Annotated in this window: 17 protein-coding genes; all 17 read left to right on the top strand. The window is 66.7% G+C overall.

Annotated elements, in window-relative coordinates; genetic code table 11:
• The first annotated feature begins 12 nt into the window (after positions 1-12).
• The 17 genes from HS053_RS02930 to murC all read left to right on the top strand — a co-directional run bounded on the left by HS053_RS02930 (position 13) and on the right by murC (position 19,551).
• Entirely contained in the window at positions 13-1,440 is a 1,428-nt protein-coding gene (locus HS053_RS02930; RefSeq protein WP_174209714.1) for a protein adenylyltransferase SelO, read from the top strand.
• Positions 1,441-1,502: 62 nt separating this feature from the next.
• A complete protein-coding gene (locus HS053_RS02935; protein WP_174209715.1) occupies positions 1,503-2,060 on the top strand; it encodes a helix-turn-helix domain-containing protein in 558 nt (185 codons plus the stop codon).
• Between the two features lie 150 nt (positions 2,061-2,210).
• Positions 2,211-3,401 (top strand): glycine C-acetyltransferase, encoded by a 1,191-nt coding sequence (locus tag HS053_RS02940; protein WP_174209716.1) that lies wholly within the window; start codon positions 2,211-2,213, stop codon positions 3,399-3,401.
• On the top strand, positions 3,398-4,423 hold the full coding sequence (gene tdh, locus HS053_RS02945; RefSeq protein ID WP_174209717.1) for an L-threonine 3-dehydrogenase: 1,026 nt from the start codon (positions 3,398-3,400) through the stop codon (positions 4,421-4,423). The genes HS053_RS02940 and tdh overlap by 4 nt, the downstream gene beginning before the upstream one ends.
• A 612-nt stretch (positions 4,424-5,035) precedes the next feature.
• The gene (locus HS053_RS02950) at positions 5,036-5,548 is read left to right on the top strand and encodes a division/cell wall cluster transcriptional repressor MraZ (RefSeq protein ID WP_174209718.1); all 513 of its coding nucleotides are present in this window, start codon (positions 5,036-5,038) and stop codon (positions 5,546-5,548) included.
• Between the two features lie 4 nt (positions 5,549-5,552).
• Positions 5,553-6,545, top strand: coding sequence for a 16S rRNA (cytosine(1402)-N(4))-methyltransferase RsmH (gene rsmH / locus HS053_RS02955; RefSeq protein ID WP_174210072.1), 993 nt, complete (start codon positions 5,553-5,555; stop codon positions 6,543-6,545).
• A gap of 3 nt (positions 6,546-6,548) precedes the next feature.
• Positions 6,549-6,935 carry a cell division protein FtsL gene (gene ftsL, locus HS053_RS02960; protein WP_174209719.1) on the top strand — a complete coding sequence of 129 codons (387 nt, stop codon included), beginning with the start codon at positions 6,549-6,551 and terminating at the stop codon, positions 6,933-6,935.
• Entirely contained in the window at positions 6,932-8,731 is a 1,800-nt protein-coding gene (locus HS053_RS02965) for a peptidoglycan D,D-transpeptidase FtsI family protein (protein ID WP_174209720.1), read from the top strand. Before ftsL ends, HS053_RS02965 begins: the two co-directional genes overlap by 4 nt.
• A gap of 108 nt (positions 8,732-8,839) precedes the next feature.
• Positions 8,840-10,315, top strand: coding sequence for a UDP-N-acetylmuramoyl-L-alanyl-D-glutamate--2,6-diaminopimelate ligase (locus HS053_RS02970; RefSeq protein ID WP_174209721.1), 1,476 nt, complete (start codon positions 8,840-8,842; stop codon positions 10,313-10,315).
• Between the two features lies 1 nt (position 10,316).
• Complete coding sequence (locus HS053_RS02975; RefSeq protein WP_174209722.1) at positions 10,317-11,756, top strand: UDP-N-acetylmuramoyl-tripeptide--D-alanyl-D-alanine ligase; 1,440 nt, start codon at positions 10,317-10,319, stop codon at positions 11,754-11,756.
• On the top strand, positions 11,756-12,838 hold the full coding sequence (gene mraY, locus HS053_RS02980) for a phospho-N-acetylmuramoyl-pentapeptide-transferase (RefSeq protein WP_174209723.1): 1,083 nt from the start codon (positions 11,756-11,758) through the stop codon (positions 12,836-12,838). Before HS053_RS02975 ends, mraY begins: the two co-directional genes overlap by 1 nt.
• A gap of 192 nt (positions 12,839-13,030) precedes the next feature.
• Complete coding sequence (locus tag HS053_RS02985) at positions 13,031-13,399, top strand: hypothetical protein (RefSeq protein WP_174209724.1); 369 nt, start codon at positions 13,031-13,033, stop codon at positions 13,397-13,399.
• A 341-nt stretch (positions 13,400-13,740) separates the two neighbouring features.
• A complete protein-coding gene (gene murD, locus HS053_RS02990) occupies positions 13,741-15,144 on the top strand; it encodes a UDP-N-acetylmuramoyl-L-alanine--D-glutamate ligase (protein WP_174209725.1) in 1,404 nt (467 codons plus the stop codon).
• Positions 15,141-15,743 (top strand): class I SAM-dependent methyltransferase, encoded by a 603-nt coding sequence (locus HS053_RS02995; RefSeq protein WP_174209726.1) that lies wholly within the window; start codon positions 15,141-15,143, stop codon positions 15,741-15,743. Before murD ends, HS053_RS02995 begins: the two co-directional genes overlap by 4 nt.
• A 139-nt stretch (positions 15,744-15,882) precedes the next feature.
• Positions 15,883-17,049, top strand: a complete 1,167-nt coding sequence (locus HS053_RS03000) for a peptidoglycan glycosyltransferase FtsW (RefSeq protein WP_174209727.1) — start codon at positions 15,883-15,885, stop codon at positions 17,047-17,049.
• Entirely contained in the window at positions 17,046-18,137 is a 1,092-nt protein-coding gene (locus HS053_RS03005) for a glycosyltransferase (RefSeq protein WP_174209728.1), read from the top strand. Before HS053_RS03000 ends, HS053_RS03005 begins: the two co-directional genes overlap by 4 nt.
• Before the next feature lie 4 nt (positions 18,138-18,141).
• Positions 18,142-19,551, top strand: coding sequence for a UDP-N-acetylmuramate--L-alanine ligase (murC, locus tag HS053_RS03010; protein WP_174209729.1), 1,410 nt, complete (start codon positions 18,142-18,144; stop codon positions 19,549-19,551).
• Positions 19,552-19,568 lie beyond the last annotated feature (17 nt).

Below are 19,568 nucleotides of genomic sequence, written 5' to 3' on the forward strand. Positions count from 1 at the left end.
TATGGGGTTCGCATGGCATTCCGGTTCGACAACAGTTGGCGGCGTGATCTGCCGGGCAGCTATCTGGACGAGGTGCCCGATCCGGCCCCGGCGCCGGTGCTTCTGGCCTTCAACGCGCCGCTGGCCGCCGCGCTGGGGCTTGATCCGGCGGCGGTGCAGGACCATGCCGCCGCATGGTTTTCCGGTGCCAGCCTGCCACCCGGGGCCGAGCCGGTGGCGCTTGCCTATGCCGGGCATCAGTTCGGCGGCTTTTCACCGCAACTGGGCGACGGGCGGGCGCATCTTTTGGGCGAACATCTCGACCCGCAGGGGCGGCGCTGGGACATTCAGCTCAAAGGCTCGGGTCGCACCCCGTTTTCGCGCGGCGGCGATGGCAAGGCGGCGGTCGGCCCCATGCTTCGCGAATTCCTGATTTCCGAGGCGATGGCGGCCATGGGCGTGCCCACCACCCGGTCGCTTGCCGTGGTGGCGACGGGCGAGACGATCCGGCGTGATGGCGGGATGCTGCCCGGCGCGGTGCTGGCGCGGGTGGCGGCCAGCCATATCCGGGTGGGCAGCTTTCAGTTCTGGGCGGCGCGCGGCGATGGCGACAGGCTGCGGGCGCTCTTGGACTACACCATCGCGCGGCATTTTCCCGAACTGGCGCCGGGCGATGGCCTTGGCCTGTTCGACGCGCTGGCGGCGCGGCAGGCGCGGCTGATCGCGCAATGGATGGGGCTTGGCTTTGTCCATGGCGTGATGAACACCGACAATATGGCGCTGTCGGGGGAGACCATCGACTATGGCCCCTGCGCCTTCATGGAAGCCTATGCGCCGGGCACGGTGTTTTCCTCGATCGACCGGCAGGGGCGCTATGCTTATGCCAATCAGCCGCTGATCCTGGGCTGGAATCTGGCGCGGCTGGCGGAATGCCTGCTGCCGTTCTTCGATGCCGATGAGGACAGGGCGCTGGAACTGGCCAACGGGCGGTTGCAGGGGATTGCCGGGCTTTATGCCGCCGAATGGGCGGTGGTGATGCAGGCCAAGCTGGGGCTTTCGGCGCCGGATGCGGCGCTGGCCACGGGGTTTCTGGCGGCGATGGAGGGGCAGGGGGTGGATTGGACGCTTGCCTTTCGGCGGCTCGCGGGGGCCACGCAGGATGCCGGGGCGCTCCGCGCGCTGTTCGCCCGGCCAGAGGCGCTGGACGACTGGCTGCCGCGCTGGCGGGCGGCGCTGGCGCCTGATGCTGCGGCGCGGATGGCCATGGCCAATCCGGCGGTGATTCCGCGCAACCATCTGGTGGAAGAGGCGTTGGGTGCGGCGACCGGCGGCGACCTGGAGCCGTTCCGCACCCTTCTGGCCGAGGTGACGCGCCCCTTCGCGCCCGAGGCCGGGCGCGAGCGTTTTGCCCTGCCGGCCCCGTCCGGTTTCGGGGACTATGTGACCTTCTGCGGGACGTAGGAGGGGCAATATTGACCATCCTACAGTTGACGCCCCGCCGATTGGGGTCTTAGCTGCGGGACATGAATCCGCGCTCCGACATCCATGACCGGCTCGCCGCGTCGCTCCGCGAGGCGCGCAAGGCGCGCGGCCTCAGCCTTGACGCCGTTGCCAAGCTTTCGGGCGTGTCGCGCTCGATGGTCAGCCAGATCGAGCGGGGCGAATCCTCGCCCACCGTGGCGACGCTGTGGAACCTGACGCAGGCGTTGCAGGTGGATTTCGCCGGGTTGCTGGAAGGCCGGGCCGAACCGGGCATCGTGGTGATCCGCGCCGCCGCGGCCCCCGTCATCCATGGCCGAGGCAAGGGCGTGTCGATCCGCATTCTGTCGCCCGCCGAAGCGGTGGGCGAGCATGAGGTTTATGACCTGAGTTTCGCCCCCGGGGGCGCGCTGGAAAGCGAGCCGCATTCGCCCGGCTGCCGCGAGCATCTGACGGTGATCGAGGGCGCCTTGCGGGTGGTCTCGGGCGAGGAGGACAGCCTGCTCGGCCCCGGCGATACCGCGCGCTATCCCGCCGACCGGCCCCATGCGATCCGGGCCGAGGGCGGGGCGCGGGCGCTTTTGATCGTGCAGGATAGCTGAACCGGCGGACCGGGGGTTTCACACCCCCGGACCCCCGTGGGATATTTGGGGAGAGAGGATGGGATTTCCGTTATAAAGGACGGAAGTCCGCTATCTTGACCGCTGCACTGATCTGCGTGATATATCCGCTAAACCGGAGGAGATTCCGCCATGACAGATTCCCGCTTCCTGACGCACCTGAAAGACACCCTTGCCGGCATCGAGGCCGAGGGGTTGATGAAGCGCGAGCGGCTGATCGAGGGGGCGCAGGGGGCGCATGTCACGATCGGCGGGCGGCGGATGCTGAACCTTTGCGCCAACAACTATCTGGGGCTGGCCGATGATCCGCGGCTGGCGGCGGCGGCCAAGGCGGCGATGGACAGCCATGGCTATGGCATGGCCTCGGTCCGCTTCATCTGCGGCACGCAGGATTTGCACCGGCAGTTGGAGACGCGGCTTGCGGCCTTCCTTGGGACCGAGGATGCCATCCTGTTCGCCGCCTGTTTCGACGCCAATGGCGGTTTGTTCGAGCCTTTGCTGGGGCCGGAGGATGCCATCGTTTCCGACAGCCTCAACCATGCCTCGATCATCGACGGGGTGCGGTTGAGCAAGGCCAAGCGCTATCGCTATGCCAACAATGACATGGCCGATCTGGAAGTGCAGGTGCTGACTGCGATCAAGGAGGGCGCGCGGTTTGTGATGATTGCCACCGATGGCGTGTTTTCGATGGACGGCTATCTGGCGAACCTGAAAGAAATCCGGCGGATTGCCGATGAATATGGCTGTCTGGTGATGGTGGACGATTGCCATGCCACCGGCTTCATGGGGCCGCAGGGCAGGGGCACCCCCGCCCATGCCGGGGTCAAGGCCGATATCCTGACCGGCACCCTGGGCAAGGCTTTGGGCGGCGCGCTGGGCGGTTACATCGCCGGGCCGCAGCCGGTGGTGGACCTTCTGCGGCAGCGGGCGCGGCCCTATCTCTTTTCCAATGCGCTGCCGCCTGCGGTGGTGGGGGCGGCGCTGGCAGCGCTGGATATCGTGGAAGGGGCCGACAATCTGCGGCGGCAGCTTTTCCACAATGCGGCCTATTGGCGGGCCGGGCTGGAAAGCGCGGGCTTCCGCCTGTTGCCCGGGGAGCATCCGATCATTCCGGTGATGCTGGGCGATGCGCCTTTGGCGCAACGGTTCGCCGCCGAGCTGGATGCGCGGGGGGTGATGGTTTCCGCCTTCTTCTTCCCGGTGGTGCCGCGCGGCGGGGCGCGCATCCGCACGCAGATGAATGCGCGGCTGACCATGGACGATCTGGATCAGGCCCTGACGGCGTTCGAGGACGCGGGCCGCAAGGTGGGGGCATTGAAATGAAGGTGCTGGTCAAGGCGAAGGCTGAAGTCGGTCTCTGGCAGGAGGACCGTCCGGTGCCCGAGATCGGGCCGGAGGATGTGCTGATCAAGGTGAAGAAGACGGGCATCTGCGGCACCGATATCCATATCTGGAACTGGGACGAATGGGCGGCGCGCACGGTGCCGGTGGGTCTGGTGACGGGCCATGAGTTTGCCGGGGAAATCGTGGCCAAGGGTGCGCAGGTGCAGGGGCTGGAGATCGGCCAGCGCTGTTCGGGCGAGGGGCATCTGATCGGCAAGCTTTCCCGCCAGAGCCGGGCGGGGAAATTCCATCTGGACCCGGCGACGCGGGGGATCGGGGTGAATGAGCCGGGCGCCTTTGCCGAATACCTGCGGCTGCCTGCCTTCAACGTGGTGCCCTTGCCCGACAGCATTGATGACGAGATCGGCGCCATCCTCGACCCGCTGGGCAATGCCGTGCATACGGCGTTGAGCTTTGATCTGGTGGGCGAGGATGTGCTGATCACCGGGGCGGGGCCAATCGGTATCATGGCGGGGGCCGTGGCGCGGCATGTCGGCGCGCGGCATGTGGTGATCACCGATGTCAACCCGGCGCGGCTGGCGCTGGCGGCAGAGGTGGCGGATGTCACGCCGGTCAACGTGGCGCAGGAGGATTTGCGCGATGTGATGGCGCGGCTCAAGATTGTGCAGGGCTTCGATGTCGGCATGGAGATGAGCGGCAATCAACAGGCGCTTGACCAGATGGTCGAGGCGCTGGTGATGGGCGGGCGCATCGCCATGCTGGGCATTCCGCCGGGCAAGTCGCCGGTGGACTGGAGCCGCATCGTCTTCAAGGCCATCACCATCAAGGGCGTCTATGGCCGCGAGATTTTTGAAACCTGGTACAAGATGATCGCCATGCTGGAAAACGGGCTGGATGTGCGCAAGGTGATCACCCATCGCTTCAAGGCGGGGGATTTCACCACCGGGTTCGAAACCATGCGTTCGGGTCTTTCCGGCAAGGTTGTTCTCGACTGGTCGTAGGATGGGCAATCTGCCCATCCCGCGAAACGAATCACTCAAATGGGAAATCATGGGAAAACCGGGGCCATCTGCCCCGGTTTTTCGTGTTCTGGCGGTCTGGCAGGCAATTTCCACGCCCGGAAGGCGGTGTTGGCTGGGCTGCGCGCAAAAAACTTGGGAAATCATGGGCGGCGGATGGGCCAGTCTGGGAAAACCATATCTAGCGGTAACGGCGCCGTGTCCGCCTAGTGATTGACGAGCCTTCCGCGGATTCCCTGCCGGATGCCCGATTTCCTCCGGTTTGACGGCCAAATCCTCCCGTTGCCTCCCAAAAATTTCCATTGCTTCCCATGAAATCCCGTGCCATCCCTTGTTCACGGAAGATGAAGCGGGCAACAAGACGCTGGGGCAGCGAAGACCCCGAACAAGGCGAAAAGACAGGCTCATACAGGCACCCGCCTTCATCCGACAACAGAGATCCGGCGCGCAAGCGAGCAGACATCTCCCCCAGGTGGCAAGCGCAGCTGGACGCCCAGCGATGGGAAAGACGGCGGGTCGAGCAGTGGCAGCAGCTCGGCCCGCCATTTCTATTTCAGGCCCCTGCGGGGGCGCAGAGGATAAGGCCAAAGGCCCATGGCGGCAGAGGCGTTCAGAGGCGAGTTCTACCAGAAGGTAGACAGCAAGGCGCGGGTCTCGATCCCGGCGGCCTTCCGCCGCATTCTGGAAGCCGAAGACACCGTCACCGAAGACAGCCCCCGCCCGCGCGTCTACATGGTCTATGGCGGCAAGAACCGCCGTTTCGTCGAATGCTATTCCCGGGCGGGCGCCGATGCGCTGGCCGCCCGGATCGAGGCGATGGAACTGGGCAGCCCCGAACGCGACCGCGCCGAGCGTGACCTGATCAGCCGTTCCGTGATGATCGAGGTTGAACCCGATGGCCGCATCGTCCTGCCGCCCAAGGTGCGCGAGAAGATGGGCTTTGCCGGTGACAGCCTGACCGGCGGCGGCGAAGCTGCCTTTGCTGGTTTCACCAACCGTTTCAAGCTTTACCGCCGCGAAGTCTATGAAGCCGAACTGGCCGAAGAGGATGACGGTGATGGCGTCGATCCGCTTGCCCTTGTCGGCAGGGCCGCGCGGGTCGGGTAAGGCGATGGCCGGACCTGCCCCCCATATCCCCGTCCTTCTGACCCCGCTTCTGGCCGCCGTGGCGCCGGTGTCGGGTGTCTGGCTGGATGGCACGTTCGGCGCGGGCGGCTATGCGCGCGGGCTGCTGGCCGCCGGTGCGGCGCGGGTGATCGGGGTGGACCGCGATCCTTTGGCGTTTCAGATGGCCGCGGCCTGGGCCGGGGATTATGGCGACCGGCTGCGGCTGGTGGCGGGCACGTTTTCCGACCTTGATACGCTGGCGGGGGAGCCCCTGGACGGTGTGGTGCTGGACCTTGGCGTGTCGTCGATGCAGCTTGATCAGGCCGAGCGGGGATTTTCCTTCATGAAGGACGGTCCGCTGGACATGCGGATGAGCCAGGACGGCCCTTCGGCGGCCGATCTGGTGGCGACGGCTTCGGAAAGCGAACTGGCCGATATCATCTATCTTTACGGCGAGGATCACGCCTCGCGCCGCATCGCCCATGCGATTGTCGAGGCGCGGGGCCGCGCGCCGATCACCACCACCCTGCAACTGGCTGAAATCGTGGCCCGCGTGCTGCCGCGCCCGAAGCCCGGGCAAAGCCATCCGGCGACGCGCGCCTTTCAGGCGATCCGCATTGCGGTGAACACCGAGTTTTCCGAACTGGCCGAAGGTCTGGCCGCCGCCGAGCGGGCGCTGAAGCCGGGCGGGCTTCTGGCCGTGGTCACCTTCCACAGCCTTGAGGACCGCATCGTCAAACGCTTTTTGCAACTCGCTTCGGGGCACGAGGCGAATGCCAACCGCTATGCTCCGCAGCGCGCCGATACAACCGCGCGGTTCGAGCTGGTCACCCGCCGCGCCGTCGGCCCGGATGAGGACGAGCTTGCCGCCAATCCGCGCGCCCGTTCGGCCAAGCTGCGGGTCGCGCGGCGCACCGCCGCCCCGGCCCTGCCGCTGCCGCCCGAAGCTTTGGGCGTGCCGCAATTCCCCAAGACCCAAAAGAAAGGACGCCGCTGACCGATGCGCCCCGTGCTTTATGTCCTGTCCTTTCTGGCCGTGATGGCGCTGGGCTTCTGGGCCTACCGCGAGAATTATGCCACGCAGGCCGCACAGCGGCAGATGGCGGCCTTGCAGGACCAGATCGCCGGGTTGCGCGAAAGCCTTGAGATTCAAAAGGCGGAATGGGCCTATCTTAACCGTCCTGACCGGCTGCGCGAACTGGCGACGCTGAACTTTTCCCGGCTGGGCCTGATGCCGATGCAGCCGCTGCAATTCGGCACGGGAACCGAGGTAGCCTATCCGCCGCCGCCGGTGGCCGCCGATCTGGTGCCGGGCGCGCTGGCCATCGACGGGCCGATCGACGTGCAAGGCGTGTTGCCCGCCGACCCCGAGGAGCAGACGCCATGACGACCCGCACCCCGCTTCGCCCGTTGGCCCGTATCCTCAACGCCCGCGCCCGGGGAGAAAACCCCGATGCCATCGAGCGCGAGAACCTGCGCCTGCGGCACGAGGCGATCCGCGACCGTGCGCGGGGGCGGGCGCAATTGCGCCTGCTGTTCCTGTCGCTGTGCTTCTTTTCCGCCTTCACCGTGATCGGCGCCCGGATGGGAATGCTGGCCGCGACCGAACCGATGGAGCCGCGTTCCGCCTCTTCCTCGGCCGACATCACGGCGGGCCGGGCCGAGATTCAGGATCGCAACGGCCATGTTCTGGCCACCAATATGATGACCCATGCGCTCTATGTGCAGACCAAGGATCTGATCGACCCGGCTCATGTCGCCCATGAACTGGCGCGGATTTTCCCCGAGGATATGGACGAGGCCAGCCTTTACAAACGCTTCACCGACGGGCGCAGCTTCCTGTGGGTCCGCAAGGTGCTGTCGCCCGAACAGATGCAGCAGGTGCATGAGATCGGCGACCCGGGCCTTCTGTTCGGCCCGCGCGAGATGCGGCTTTACCCCAATGGCCAGTTGGCGGCCCATGTGCTGGGCGGGGCCAGCTTTGGCGCCGAAGGGGTGGACAGCGCCGAGGTGATCGGCGTGGCGGGCATCGAAAAGGCCATGGACGCGCGGTTGCGCGACCCAAGCCAGGCTGGGGTGCCGGTGCAACTGTCGCTGGACCTCACCATTCAATCCGCCATCGAAGACGTGCTGGGCACCGGCATGGCGATGATGAATGCCAAGGGGGCTGCCGCCGTCCTGATGGATGTGCAGACCGGCGAGATTGTCAGCCTTGCCTCGCTGCCGGCGTTCGATCCCAATGACCGCCCGAACCCGGTGCTGCCCAAGGGTGCGGAGCCGGGTGACAGCCCGCTTTTCAACCGTGCGGTGCAGGGGGTTTACGAGCTTGGCTCGGCCTTCAAGATCTTTGCCGCGGCGCAGGCGATGGAGCTGGGTCTGGTCGGCCCGGAAACCATGGTCGATGCCAATGCGCCGATGGTCTGGGGTAAGTTCAAGATCAAGGAATTTGAAAATCACAATTACGGCCCGCTTCTGTCGGTGTCGGATGTGATCGCCAAATCCTCGAACGTCGGCACAGCGCATATCGCGCTGATGATCGGCGGCGAACGGCAGCAGGCATTCCTCAAGGAAATGGGCCTGTTCGACCCCTCGCCAGTGGAACTGATCGAGGCGCCCTATGCCAAGCCGATCGTGCCGAAACGCTGGCCCGACATCACCACGATCACCGTGAGCTACGGCCATGGCATCGCGGCAAGCCCGCTGTCGCTGGCCACGGCCTATGCCACCATCGCCAATGGCGGCATCAAGGTGACGCCGACGCTGCTCAAACGGACCGAGCCGATGGAAGGCGCCCGGGTGATGCGCCCCGAAACCGCCGCCGAAGCGGTCAAGATGCTGCGCCGCGTGGTGACCGAGGGCACCGCCTCGCTGGGCGAGGTGCCGGGTTACAATGTGGCAGGCAAGACCGGAACGGCGGAAAAGCCCAATCCGCAGGGCGGCTATTACAGCGACCGGGTGGTCAACACCTTTGCCGCGGTTTTTCCGGCCGACAACCCGCGCTATGTGCTGACCGTGACGCTGGACGAGCCGGTGGAAACCACCGGGCCGAAGCCGCGCCGCACCGCGGGCTGGACGGCGGTTCCGGTGGCGGCCGAGATCATTCGCCGCGCGGCGCCGCTTCTGGGGCTCAAGCCGCAGGTTGATCCTGTGCCGCCGGATGGGCTAACAGCCGTATCGAACTAGGCGCCCCCGGCCTCTTTGGTTCCGTCGCGGAACCACCGGGCGGCGGGTGCAGCAGCGGACGGCAAGGGGACGGCGGGCCGATGTGCGGCCTGTCTGTCGGGGGCGAAGATGGGCGACAGGACACTCAACGAACTGGGGCTGCGGGCGCGGGGCGGGGCCAATCCGCGGCTGGCCGGGCTGACCGTGGACAGCCGCGCGGTGCGCGAAGGCTTCCTTTTTGCGGCGCTGCCGGGCAGCACGGTGCATGGCGCGGCCTTCATCGGCAAGGCGCTGGCGCAGGGGGCGGCGGCGGTGCTGACCGATCCGGCAGGCGCCGCACTGGCCGCCGAGGCGCTGGCCGGCGCCAATGTTGCGCTGGTCCTTGCCGAAGATGCGCGTGAGGCGCTGGCCTATGCGGCGGCGCTGTGGTTCGGGGCGCAGCCCGCCACCATGGTTGCGGTCACCGGCACCAATGGCAAGACCTCGGTCGCCACCTTTACCCGTCAAATCTGGTCGGCGCTGGGCCATGCGGCCATCAACATCGGCACCACTGGGGTTGAAGGCGCATGGGCCGCCCCCTCCAGCCACACCACGCCCGACCCCATCACCCTGCACGCGATGCTGGCAGCGGCGGCGGCAGCCGGGGTGACCCATGCCGCGATGGAGGCATCGTCGCATGGCATCGACCAGCGGCGGCTAGACGGTGTGCGGCTGGCGGCGGCGGGCTTTACCAACCTGACGCAGGACCATCTCGACTATCACGGCACGATGGAGGCGTATTTCACCGCCAAATCCGAACTCTTCACCCGGCTTCTGCCCGAGGGCGGTACGGCGGTGATCAATGCCGAAGGGGCGCGCGGCCCCGAAATGCTGGGTCTGGCACAGGCGCGGGGCCTGCGGACCCTGACCATCGGGCGGCGTGAGGGGGCGGACCTGCGGCTTCTGGGGCAGCGGTTCGATGCCACCGGGCAGGAGTTGCGCTTTGACTGGAAGGGTGCGGCCCAGCAGGTGCGGCTGAACCTGATCGGCGGCTTTCAGGCCGAGAATGTGCTTCTGGCGGCGGGGCTGGTCATCGCGGCGGGGGCGCCGCCCGGCGATGTCTTTGCCGTGCTGCCGCAACTGACGGGGGTGCGGGGCCGGATGCAACTGGCCGCGACCCGGCGCAACGGTGCGGCGGTCTATGTCGATTACGCCCATACGCCCGATGCCATCGCCACCGCGCTGCGCGCCCTGCGACCGCATGTGATGGGCCGGCTGATCATCGTTTTCGGCGCGGGCGGCGACCGCGACACCACCAAGCGGCCCCTGATGGGGGCGGCGGCGCGCGAAAATGCCGATGTGCTTTACGTTACCGACGACAACCCGCGCAGCGAAGACCCGGCCGCCATCCGCGCCGCCATCCGCGCTGCCTGTCCCGAGGCGAATGAGGTGGGCGACAGGGCCGAGGCGATCCTGCGCGGCGTTGATGCGTTGCAGCCGGGCGATGCGCTGCTCATCGCGGGCAAGGGGCATGAGACGGGGCAGGTGATCAAGGGCGAGGTTTTCCCCTTTGACGATGTGGAACAGGCCAGTATCGCGGTGGCGGCACTGGATGGGGTGATCTGACATGGCTTTGTGGACCGCAGCCGAAGCGGCCGCTGCGACGGGCGGGCAGGCAACGGGCGACTGGCAGGTGACGGGCGTGTCGATCGACACCCGCACGCTGCAACCGGGCGATCTTTTCGTGGCGCTGAAGGATGTGCGCGACGGGCATGAGTTTGTGGCGCAGGCGCTGGCCAAAGGTGCTGCCGCCGCGCTGGTCGGCCGCATTCCCGAGGGCGTCGCGCCGGGTGCGCCGCTGCTGATCGTCGCGGATGTGCTGCAGGCGCTGGAGCGGATGGGCGCCGCCGCACGGGCCCGCACCCGGGCGCGGGTGGTGGGGGTGACCGGCTCTGTCGGCAAGACCTCGACCAAGGAAATGCTGCGGATGGTGCTGGGCGGGCAGGGCCGCGTCCATGCCGCCGAGGCGAGCTATAACAACCATTGGGGCGTGCCGCTGACGCTGGCGCGGATGCCCGCCGACACCGATTTTGCGGTAATCGAAATCGGTATGAACCACCCCGGAGAGATTGCGCCGCTGGCCCGTCTGGCCCGGCCCGATGTGGCGGTGATCACAATTGTCGCCCCGGCGCATCTTGAGGCTTTCCCCTCGCTCGCGGCAATCGCCGCCGAAAAGGCCGCCATCTTTGAAGGGCTGGTGCCGGAGGGTGTGGCGGTGATCAACGCCGACCTGCCGGTGACGCCGATCCTGCTGGACAGGGCGCGGGCGGCGGGCGCGCGGATCGTCACCTTCGGTGCCGCCGAAGGCGCCGACTGGCAGCTTGGCACGGCGCAGGTCGGCAATCTGGCAACCGTGGTGCGCGCCAGCCACCACGGCCAGCCGGTGCTTTACAAGGTGATGTCGCCGGGCCGCCATTTCGCGCTGAACGGGCTTTCCGCGCTGGCCGTGGCCGAGGCACTGGGGCTGGACGGTGCCATTGCCGCCACCGATCTGGGCCGCTGGGCCCCGCCGCCCGGGCGCGGCACGCGCGAGCGGATCGTGCTGGACGTGGTGGAGGAAACCGCCTTCGACCTGATCGACGATGCCTTCAACGCCAATCCCGCCTCGATGGCGGCCAGCCTTGACGTGCTGGTCGCCGCCACGCCCGAGGATGGGCCGGGCCGCGTCGCGCGGGGGCGCCGTCTGGCCATTCTGGGCGACATGCTGGAACTTGGCCCGACCGAACTGGACCTGCACGCGGCGATTGCCGACCAGCCGGGGCTTGAGGCGATTGCCACCATCCATTGCGTCGGCCCGCGGATGCGGGTGCTGCACGCCCGCCTGCCGCGCGCCCAGCGGGGCGAATGGGTGGAAACCGCGGATGAGCTGCTGCCACGCCTGCGCAGCCTGATCGACGCGGGGGATATCGTGCTGGTCAAGGGCTCCAAAGGGGTCAAGGTTTCGCGCCTCGTTGACGGGCTGCGGAAATTGGGGCAACAGGCGGCGCCCGGCAAAGGAGAGGCGTAATGTTGTATTGGCTCACCGAGTTCTCGGATGGCGGGGACTTCTTCAACCTCTTCCGTTACATCACCTTCCGCGCCGGGATGGCCTTTGTCACCGCGCTGATCTTCGGCTTTATCTTCGGCCGCCCGCTGATCGACCTTCTGCGGCGCAAGCAGGGCAAGGGTCAGCCGATCCGTGACGACGGCCCGCAGGGCCATTTCGTCAAGGCAGGCACGCCCACCATGGGGGGCCTGCTGATCCTGTCGGCGCTGATGGTTTCCACCCTGATGTGGGCGCGGCTGGACAGCCCCTATGTCTGGATCGTGGTGCTGGTGACGCTGGCCTTTGGCCTGATCGGTTTTGCCGATGATTATGCCAAGGTGACCAAGCAGAACACCAAGGGCGTCTCGTCGCGGGTGCGCTTCCTGTCGGGGCTGGCGATTGCGGGGCTGGCCTCTTATGCCGCCGCACAGTTCCATCCGGCGGCGCTGACCTATCAACTTGCCGTGCCGCTTTTCAAGAATGTGCTGGTCAATCTGGGCATCTTCTTTGTGCCCTTCGGCATGATCGTGATTGTGGGCGCCGCCAATGCGGTGAACCTGACCGACGGGCTGGACGGGCTGGCCATCATGCCGGTGATGATCGCGGCGGCGACCCTGGGCATCATTTCCTATGTCGTAGGCCATTCCAATTTCGCCGATTACCTTGGCGTGCATCTGGTGCCCGGCACCGGGGAATTGCTGATCTTCACCGCGGCGCTCTTTGGCGGGGGGCTTGGGTTCCTCTGGTATAATGCCCCGCCCGCGGCGGTCTTCATGGGCGATACCGGATCGCTCGCGCTTGGCGGCGCATTGGGCGCCATCGCCGTCTGCATCAAGCATGAAATCGTTCTGGCCATTGTCGGCGGCCTTTTCGTGGTCGAGGCGCTGTCGGTCATCATTCAGGTCGCCTATTACAAGCGCACCAAGAAACGCATCTTCCTGATGGCCCCGATCCACCACCATTTCGAGAAAAAGGGCTGGGCCGAACCGCAAATCGTGATCCGCTTCTGGATCATCTCGCTGATCCTCGCTCTTCTGGGTCTGGCCACGCTGAAGGTGCGCTGAGGGGAGAGGGGCGCGCAGCCGCCCCCGCTGCCCGATTGCGCGGCAGTCGCGCGCGCCGGTCCCGCGCCGCGTTTCCTTTGCCCCAAAATCTCTGGACAGGCGAAGGAACCCCGGCCATCACTGCGCAATGAACGCAGGAAAAGGCGCGATGGCACGTCGCGCCAAGGGACAGGAAAGAACCGTTTCATGAGGTTGACCAAGACACTTGCCGTTGGCGTTGCCGCGGCATGTTTTCTGACGGGCGCCGCCAGCGCGACCCCCAAGCACAAGGCGGGCGACGACGCGACAACTGAACCTGCCGCCATAAAATATTGCGACGACATGGGCGAAACGGTGTCGAAGGCAGAGTATACCTCGGCATCAACGATCTCGGTCACATGCACGAGGCGGCCGACCAAGGGCCGCTACAAGTCCCTCAATGACGTGCCCGAAGGCGCAGAATTCGTTATCGTGCAAGCCACAAGCACGACCTATGAATACGAGTGGACCTTGCCCGTCGTCCTTTTCGCGGTGACGCTGACCCTTCTCGGAAGCGGCGACAGCACCAGCGGCACCAACTGAGGCGGGGCGCATGGCCCTGGCCCGCCCGGGCCGGTTGGCCACACGCATGGGCGGCGCCGAAGCGCCGCTGACGGCGGAAGAGGGCGCCGACACGCCGGTCTGGCGGGCGCTCTTGCCCGCGGACGGGCCGACAGGCGGCATTTTCCGGGGCCGTCAGCCGACTGGCTGCCAGCGGCGCGCCCCTGCCCGGCCCCGGAGGGCTTATGACCTGTCTGGACCTCTCCGCAGGATATTTTTTGTGGAGGGAGGATGGGCCCCGGGCCTTTGGGTGCGTGACCCGCCCACTTTCGCCCTGCCAGGATTTCCCCTATCCCTCGGCGCAGATCATGTGAGGGCAGGCGATGATTCCGGTGCAGGGATATTCGGGGCAGAAGGTCGCCGTTCTGGGGCTTGGCCGCTCGGGCCTCGCCACGGCGCGGGCGTTGCAGGCGGGCGGGGCTGTGCCGCTCCTCTGGGACGATAGCCCCGAGGCGCGCGCCAAGGCCGAGGCAGAGGGCTTCACCTGCACCGACCTCACGCGCAATGCCGCGTTTGAGGGGGTTGCCTGCCTTGTCACCTCGCCCGGCATTCCGCATCTTTACCCGCAGCCCAACAAGGTGATCGCCCGCGCGCTGGAGCTGGGCGTGCCGGTGGACAATGACATCGGCCTGTTCTTCCGCAGCTTTGCCACGCCCGGCTGGGATGATTTCGAAACCGCGCCGCGGGTGATCTGCGTCACCGGCTCGAACGGGAAATCCACCACGACGGCGCTGATCCACCATATCCTTCAGGTCGCGGGCCGCCCGACGCAGATGGCGGGCAACATCGGGCGCGGTGTGCTGGACATCGATCCGGCGCAGGACGGCGAGGTGATTGTGCTGGAACTCAGCAGCTATCAGACCGACCTTGCCCGGCATCTGACGCCGGATGTGGCGGTTTTCACCAACCTGTCGCCCGACCATCTGGACCGCCACAACGGCATGGGTGGCTATTTCGCCGCCAAGCGCCGGCTTTTCGCCGAGGGCGGCCCCGACCGCGCCGTGGTGGTCGTGGATGAGGTGGAGGGCCGCTTTCTGGCCAATCAACTGGGCGAGGGGCCGCAGGATGACCGGGTGATCCGCATTTCCTCGGGGCAGAAGCTGGACGAATTCGGCTGGTCGGTCTTTGCACGCAAGGGGTTTCTGGCCGAATGGCGCAAGGGGCGGCAGATTGCCTCGATCGACCTGCGGGCGATTGCGGGGCTGCCGGGCGCGCATAACCACCAGAATGCCTGCGCCGCCTATGCTGCGACCCGCAGCCTTGGCCTTGCGCCGAAGCTGATCGAACAGGCGCTGCACAGCTTTGCGGGGCTGCCCCACCGCAGCCAGTTGGTGGCCGAGCGGGGCGGCGTGCGCTTTGTCAATGACAGCAAGGCGACCAATGTGGATAGCGCCGCCAAAGCCTTGCAGGCGTTCGGCCAGATACGCTGGATCGCGGGCGGTATGGGCAAGGACGGCGGCATTGCCGCGCTGGCGCCCTTCCTTGGTTCGGTGGTGAAAGCCTATCTGATCGGCCATTCGGCGCGCGATTTCGCCCTGCAACTGGGCGATACCCCGCATGAGATTTGCGAGACGATGGAGCGCGCCGTCGCCCGCGCCGCCGCCGAAGCGCAGGCGGGAGAGGTGGTGCTGCTGGCCCCCGCCGCCGCCAGTTTCGACCAATACCCGAACTTTGAAAAGCGCGGCGAAGATTTCACCGCACGGGTGCGGGCGCTGGCGGGCGGATGACCGATCCCGGTCACCGCGCCACCTATGACCGTTCCGCAGCGGATTGGCACGCCACCCGCGCCGGAACCTACCCCGAGCGGCCCTGGATCGCCCTTGTGGCAGGGCAGCTTCACCCCGGGGCGCGGGTGCTGGACCTTGGCTGCGGCTCCGGCCATCCGGTGGCCGCCGACCTTCTGGCGCGCGGTTTTGCGGTGACGGGGCTGGATTTCTCAGAGGCCATGCTGGCCATTGCCCGTGCCACGCTGCCTGCGGGCGACTGGATCGCGGGCGACATGCGCGACCTGCCGGTGGACGGCCCGTTTGAGGCGGTCATCGCCTGGGACAGTTTCTTTCACCTGACCGGGGAAGAGCAGCGCGCGCTGATCCCCCGCATCGCCGCGTGTCTTTCGCCGGGCGGGTGGTTCCTTTTCACCGCCGGCCCGGCAGAGGGTGAGGTTTGGGGCGCGGTTTCGGGCGGGCCGGTCTGGCATGCCAGCCTGTCGCCCGCCGGTTATGCGACCGCGCTGCAAGAGGCCGGGCTGCATCTGCGCCGCTTCATCGCCGAAGACCCGGCCACGGCGGGCCGGACTGTGGTTCTGGCCCGCCGCGGCAGCGCCTGATTGCGCCACGACCGGCTGAAAGCCGCCATGCCACGCCACGGAATTGACTGGCCTTTGCGGGGGTTCTTGGCTAAGATTCCTCAACCGACCCGGGACCAACCCGGGCGGGCGAGCAGGCGACAATACAGGCGGTTTTTCCATGACTGAGATGGTCTATGGCTCCATGCCCTCACGGGTGGCCGAGCCGGTGCTTCCCCGCTGGTGGCGGACGATCGACAAATGGACGCTGACGGCCATTCTGGTGCTGTTCGGCATCGGGCTGCTTCTGGGCCTTGCAGCCTCGGTGCCGCTGGCGCAGCGCAACGAGCTGGACCCCTATTACTATGTGCAGCGGCAGGCGGCCTTTGGCGGCATGGCGATTTTCGTGATGGTCGCCATTTCGATGATGTCGCCCGAGATGGTGCGGCGGCTGGGGGTGCTGGGCTTTGGCCTCGCCTTCATGGCGCTGGCGCTGCTGCCGGTCTTCGGCACCGATTTCGGCAAGGGCGCGGTGCGCTGGTTCAGCTTTGGCTTTGCCTCGGTCCAGCCGTCGGAATTCCTCAAACCCGGGTTCATCATCGTTTCGGCATGGCTTGTGGCGGCCTCGGGCGATCTGAACGGCCCGCCGGGCAAGGCGCTGTCCTTTGCCCTTGCCGTGACCATCGTGCTGTTTCTGGCGCTGCAACCCGACTTCGGGCAGGCGATGCTGGTGCTGTTCGGCTGGGGCGTGATCTATTTCGTGGCAGGCGCCCCGATGCTGCTGATCGGCACCATCCTTGGGCTGACCGGGGCAGGTGGCTTCATCGCCTATAACTCGTCGGAGCATTTTGCGCGCCGGATCAATGGCTTCCTGACCTCGGAAGTCGATCCGCGCAGCCAGATCGGTTATGCCACCAATGCCATTCAGGAGGGCGGCTTCTTTGGCGTCGGCGTGGGGGAGGGGCAGGTGAAATGGACGCTTCCCGACGCCCATACCGACTTCATCATCGCCGTCGCGGCCGAGGAATACGGGCTGGTTCTGGTTCTGGTGATCCTTGCGCTTTATGCCACCATCACCGTGCGTTCGCTCTACCGGCTGACGCGCGAGCGTGACCCCTTCACCCGGCTGGCCGGCACCGGCCTTGCCTGCATCTTCGGCGTGCAGGCAATGATCAACATGGGCGTGGCGGTGCGTCTCTTGCCCGCCAAGGGCATGACGCTGCCTTTCGTCAGCTATGGCGGCTCGTCCGTCATCGCGGCGGGCATCACGGTGGGGATGCTGCTGGCCATGACCCGTTCGCGCCCGCAAAGTCAGATGAGCGAGATTCTCGCCCGGGGGCGGCGGTGACGGCGCCTCTGGCCCTGATCGCGGCGGGTGGCACCGGCGGCCATATGTTCCCCGCGCAGGCGCTGGCCGAGGCGCTGATCGCGCGCGGCTGGCGGGTGAAACTGTCCACCGATGCCCGCGGCGCGCGCTATGCCGGGGGCTTTCCCGCCGAAGTGCAGGTGGTGGTGACCGACAGCGCCACCTTCGCCCGGGGCGGGGTTCTGGCGAAACTGGCGGTGCCCTTCCGCATTGCGGGCGGTGTGCTGGCTGCGACGGCCCGCATGGTGGCGGACCGGCCCGCCGTGGTGGTGGGTTTCGGCGGATATCCAACCATCCCGGCCCTTTCTGCGGCCTTCCTCACCCGCAGGCCACGGCTTATCCATGAACAGAATGGCGTTCTTGGACGGGTGAACAAGATATTCGCCCGCCATGTCGCGCTTGTGGCCTGTGGCACCTGGCCCACGGCGTTGCCGCCGGGCGTGCAGGGCAACCACACCGGCAACCCGGTGCGGGCCGCCGTGCTGGAACGCGCCGGCGCCCCCTATATACCGCCCGGCGACTATCCGATGAGCCTTGTGGTCATCGGCGGCAGTCAGGGCGCGCGCATCCTTTCTGATGTGGTGCCACAGGCCGTCGCCCGCCTGCCCGAAGAGTTGCGTCGCCACCTGCGCGTGGCGCAGCAGGCCCGGCCCGAAGACCTTGACGGCGTGGTCGCCGCCTATGAGGCGGCCGGGCTGGTGGCCGAGGTGGCGCCCTTCTTTGCCGATATTCCCCGCCGCCTTTCCGAGGCGCAGCTTGTCATCAGCCGCTCGGGCGCCTCGTCGGTGGCCGATATCGCGGTGATCGGGCGGCCCGCTATCCTGATCCCCTTTGCCGCGGCGATGGACGACCATCAGACGGCGAATGCGCAGGGGCTGGTTCAGGCACAGGCGGCGGTGCTGATCCCCGAGAAGGCGCTTGACGCCGCCACCCTGTCGGACCACATGGCGGCGGTTCTGGGCCAGCCCGAGGCGGCGGCCCGCATGGCGACAGCGGCGCTGTCGCAGGGACGGCCGGATGCGACCGAACGGCTGGTCGCGCTGGTCGAAGGTCTGGTGAAGAAAGGGTAACGCGATGAACGCCACAAAACTGCCGATGGAACTGGGGCCGATCCACTTTGTGGGCATCGGCGGCATCGGCATGTCGGGCATCGCCGAAGTGTTGATGACGTTGGGCTACCGGGTGCAGGGCTCGGATTCCAAGGCATCCAAGATCACCGACCGGCTGGTGTCGTTGGGCGCGGTGTTCCACGAAGGCCAGCGCGCCGAAAACATCGGCGAGGCGGCGGTGGTCGTGGTGTCTTCGGCCATCAAGAAGGGCAATCCCGAGCTGGAAGAGGCGCGGCGGAAAAAGCTGCCCGTGGTCCGCCGGGCCGAGATGCTGGCCGAACTGATGCGGCTGCGCTCGAACATCGCCATCGCGGGCACCCATGGCAAGACCACGACGACGACCATGGTTGCCACGCTTCTGGACAAGGGCGGGTTTGACCCCACCGTGATCAACGGCGGGGTGATCCATGCCTATGGCTCGAATGCGCGGGCCGGGGCCGGAGAATGGATGGTGGTCGAGGCGGATGAAAGCGACGGTTCCTTCAACCGGCTGCCCGCGACCATTGCCATCGTCACCAACATCGACCCCGAGCATATGGAGCATTGGGGCAGCTTCGACGCGCTGCGCAAAGGCTTCTATGATTTCGTCTCGAACGTGCCGTTTTATGGGTTGGCGGTCTGCTGCACCGATCATCCCGAGGTGCAGGCACTTGTCGGCAAGGTCACCGACCGCCGCATCGTGACCTTTGGCTTCAACGCGCAAGCGGATGTGCGGGCGGTGAACCTGACGTTCGAAAATGGCATAGCGCACTTCGATATCCTGCTTCAGAATGAAGGCGAAGGTTCGAAAATTGAAGGTTGCACCTTGCCGATGCCGGGGGATCACAACGTCTCCAACGCGCTGTCGGCGGTGGCAGTGGCCCGGCATCTGGGCATGAAGCGTGATGAAATCCGCGAGGCGCTGGCCGGGTTCGCCGGGGTCAACCGCCGCTTCACCAAGGTCGGCGAAGTGGGCGGCGTGACCATCATCGACGACTATGGCCACCACCCGGTGGAGATTGCCGCCGTGCTGAAAGCCGCCCGTCAGGCGACCAAGGGTCGGGTGATCGCCGTGCATCAGCCGCACCGCTATACCCGTTTGTCCAGTCTTTTCGAGGACTTCTGCACCTGCTTCAACGAAGCCGATGTGGTCGCCATCGCCGAAGTCTATGCCGCGGGCGAAGACCCGATCCCCGGCGCCAGCCGCGACGATCTGGTGGCAGGTCTTATCGCCCATGGCCACCGTCACGCCCGCGCCCTGCTGGACGAGGGCGACCTGCTGCGGCTGGTCAAGGAACAGGCCCGCCCGGGCGATATGGTGGTCTGTCTGGGCGCCGGGACGATCTCGGCCTGGGCCAATGCGTTGCCCGCCAAGCTTGTGGGACATACCGCATGAGGATTCTGGGAAAAGGA

Source organism: Tabrizicola fusiformis (genome assembly GCF_013328815.1).
Lineage (GTDB): Bacteria > Pseudomonadota > Alphaproteobacteria > Rhodobacterales > Rhodobacteraceae > Fuscibacter.

Excerpts from the sequence above, each read along its gene's own strand:
- HS053_RS02930 (WP_174209714.1), top strand. The coding sequence starts at position 13 with ATGGCATTCCGGTTCGACAACAGTTGGCGGCGTGATCTGCCGGGCAGC.
- HS053_RS02935 (WP_174209715.1), top strand. The coding sequence starts at position 1,503 with ATGAATCCGCGCTCCGACATCCATGACCGGCTCGCCGCGTCGCTCCGC.
- HS053_RS02940 (WP_174209716.1), top strand. The coding sequence starts at position 2,211 with ATGACAGATTCCCGCTTCCTGACGCACCTGAAAGACACCCTTGCCGGC.
- tdh (WP_174209717.1), top strand. The coding sequence starts at position 3,398 with ATGAAGGTGCTGGTCAAGGCGAAGGCTGAAGTCGGTCTCTGGCAGGAG.
- HS053_RS02950 (WP_174209718.1), top strand. The coding sequence starts at position 5,036 with ATGGCGGCAGAGGCGTTCAGAGGCGAGTTCTACCAGAAGGTAGACAGC.
- rsmH (WP_174210072.1), top strand. The coding sequence starts at position 5,553 with ATGGCCGGACCTGCCCCCCATATCCCCGTCCTTCTGACCCCGCTTCTG.
- ftsL (WP_174209719.1), top strand. The coding sequence starts at position 6,549 with ATGCGCCCCGTGCTTTATGTCCTGTCCTTTCTGGCCGTGATGGCGCTG.
- HS053_RS02965 (WP_174209720.1), top strand. The coding sequence starts at position 6,932 with ATGACGACCCGCACCCCGCTTCGCCCGTTGGCCCGTATCCTCAACGCC.
- HS053_RS02970 (WP_174209721.1), top strand. The coding sequence starts at position 8,840 with ATGGGCGACAGGACACTCAACGAACTGGGGCTGCGGGCGCGGGGCGGG.
- HS053_RS02975 (WP_174209722.1), top strand. The coding sequence starts at position 10,317 with ATGGCTTTGTGGACCGCAGCCGAAGCGGCCGCTGCGACGGGCGGGCAG.
- mraY (WP_174209723.1), top strand. The coding sequence starts at position 11,756 with ATGTTGTATTGGCTCACCGAGTTCTCGGATGGCGGGGACTTCTTCAAC.
- murD (WP_174209725.1), top strand. The coding sequence starts at position 13,741 with ATGATTCCGGTGCAGGGATATTCGGGGCAGAAGGTCGCCGTTCTGGGG.
- HS053_RS02995 (WP_174209726.1), top strand. The coding sequence starts at position 15,141 with ATGACCGATCCCGGTCACCGCGCCACCTATGACCGTTCCGCAGCGGAT.
- HS053_RS03000 (WP_174209727.1), top strand. The coding sequence starts at position 15,883 with ATGACTGAGATGGTCTATGGCTCCATGCCCTCACGGGTGGCCGAGCCG.
- murC (WP_174209729.1), top strand. The coding sequence starts at position 18,142 with ATGAACGCCACAAAACTGCCGATGGAACTGGGGCCGATCCACTTTGTG.